The organism is Paenibacillus sp. MZ04-78.2, assembly GCF_024213375.1.
Lineage (GTDB): Bacteria > Bacillota > Bacilli > Paenibacillales > NBRC-103111 > Paenibacillus_G.
Genome location: NZ_JANAVJ010000103.1, coordinates 1 through 2282, shown reverse-complemented (window position 1 = coordinate 2282; position 2282 = coordinate 1). Strand labels below are relative to the sequence as shown.

Sequence of the window (2282 nt, the reverse complement as noted above, 5' to 3'; positions counted from 1 at the left end):
CTTGCCTGCCGGGTGGTAGAAATGGCGGGGTACGACATGACCATCTACACCGCGAATCCTGTCGAAATCACAAGCCGGTAAGTCCATACAGACACCGTATGATAATCCGCTGTCGAAAGAGGGAGAATGATGTCGAATTTAGGCAACCATTCTCCCTCCAAGCCCAAAACAATTTCTCTTGAACCGCATCAGCGGTTGTTATTATTCATTTTCATTTACTGACATGCGAAATGCGGGTTATATTGGGGACAGCCGCATAATTACGTAAGTTAAAGGCACCATCCTCTTCATTTTACGAGAGCCTGTCCCATTTTGATTTACTTCAGACTCCGATTCACGACAACAATCTCCAGCATTCATCTTTTTTCTCTCCACCTCCTTTGGTACGGGATAATATTCCTATTTTTCCTTAGATTACCCCTTCATTTTACCTATTATTAGTTCGAATGGGGAGGGTGATCTTTTTGTCACCCTCTGCCATGATATTTTTGTCGAAAATCCCCGAATTTTCCCAAAGCTTGTTTCAATTTCAGTCCCATTAAATCACGTAGCATAGTGCTGATCATACAGACCTCTTCGTTTCGCCTTCTCAGCAGCTTCTCGAATGGATCGGGTGTCGAATTTACGAGTGATATGCCGAACATGCGATTTCATTGTATTCGAGGTAATTCCTAGTAATTCTCTGATAATCGACTGTCGATAGCCCAAACCGATGAGTTGCAGAATTTCTTTTTCTGTAGGCGTAAGCATGCAATGCAATTCTTTTCGCTTTATAAGCTCGATCTCACTACGGATTATCGTCGCGACATCCGCATGGAGAGAGGACTGACGGCGGTGCGCTTCCCTGATTGCAACCGGTATGTCCATATAGTTGGTCTTTGTAATATAATTGACCGCTCCGGCTACAACCGCCTCGACCATGACTTCCGGGTCGTTTAGCGAAGTAAGGACAATAATTGGTAACGCCTTATTTCTCAGAATTTCCGCTACTGCGTCCAACCCGTCTCGTTTGGGCGAATTCAAAATCATTTCCAAGATCATGACGTCTACGTCTAATTGTACACTCGCTCGAATCGCTTCTTCTTTTGTCGAAACGATGTTAGATAAATTAATATCTGGCTCGGATTCAATCAACATAGCGAGTCGCTTTTGCCAAGCATGGTCACTATCCGCCAATAGTACTTTAATACTCCCGTTCTTCCTATGGATCAAATCTATTATCTCTACAGAAAAGCTTGATTGTTTGTTCATAATCGATCACCTCTTTTTATTTTCAAATGACAAAAAGACACGCCCTCTCACTGGCGTGCCTGCATGTCATCTTGGTGTTGTTTGAGAGGGTAACCCGGCGATCATTGCACTAGTGCAGAAGACCCGTGGCTTTGCGTCCCTGTCTTTCGATCAGGTTTGCCTTTTTTCCTAGTCTATTCGACATATTTGAATTAATTTATTTTACCATATTTCTTGAAGCTTTGATCGTCTTTCGTTATCGGTCAGGTTTTATGCCAAAAGCGATGCTCCACGTTTTCATAAAAGTGGATCGAATGATCTAGGATCTTATGCAAGAATGTCTATTTGGAAATTCCGATCATCGAGCCCGATCAGCATTGTTAAAGATGCTTCTGCTCACACTAATGTGAAAAAGCGAGTGGAATGAAAGCAGGAAGCATTCCCCGCGTTGATCGAGCAATGCCAGAAACGCATCAGAGAAGTTGCCGACGACAGCAAAAAAAGTTGATATCAATCAGTTTCACAGGCCAAGTACATTTTCATTTATAGTGGTGGCCGCTAGGCCATGGTGGTTTGGGACAGCCCCTCTACATTGTTATGACCGACAAAATCGTTGTCTTTAATCAAGCCTGTTTCATTTAATATATATCGCAAGATTTTTATTTGGTAATTAACTCGAACAGAAATAGGTAAATTACAACTCGTCTCCACGGTAATTGCTTTTGAGTTTAATAAGCGATGCGCGGCGGTACGACCCGAACCAGGCAATTTACGTATACGAACGGAAAAATGGGTTGATTTTTTAGCAATGGAACGATTCATATGAGCAACAATTTGTTTTACCAAAGGTATTGCTCCACTTTTAGGATTCGTAATCAATGTTTGCCCTAGAACCTTTGGGTTTACTTTAGAGAATCCCCTAGCCTCGTGTAGATCAATATACCATGCTGGTTGGAATTCCGCCGCTAACCGAAATAAAGTGAGCGTCAAATACTCACCACCTTTCAAGAACCTCAAGCTCATGAGAAAATGAAGGTATCTTGAACGGGAGG

The 2282-nt window shown here is 42.6% G+C and carries 2 protein-coding genes and 1 riboswitch; both genes read right to left on the bottom strand.

All coding sequences use genetic code 11. The features are described 5' to 3' along the window. Positions 1-543 precede the first annotated feature (543 nt). The gene (locus tag NLX71_RS26175; protein WP_254366742.1) at positions 544-1251 is read right to left on the bottom strand and encodes a response regulator; all 708 of its coding nucleotides are present in this window, start codon (positions 1249-1251) and stop codon (positions 544-546) included. 85 nt (positions 1252-1336) lie between these two features. After that, positions 1337-1422: riboswitch (cyclic di-GMP riboswitch) on the bottom strand. Between the two features lie 366 nt (positions 1423-1788). Further along, the coding region (locus NLX71_RS26170; protein ID WP_483874634.1) for a M14 family metallopeptidase at positions 1789-2282 on the bottom strand (494 nt) is incomplete at its 5' end.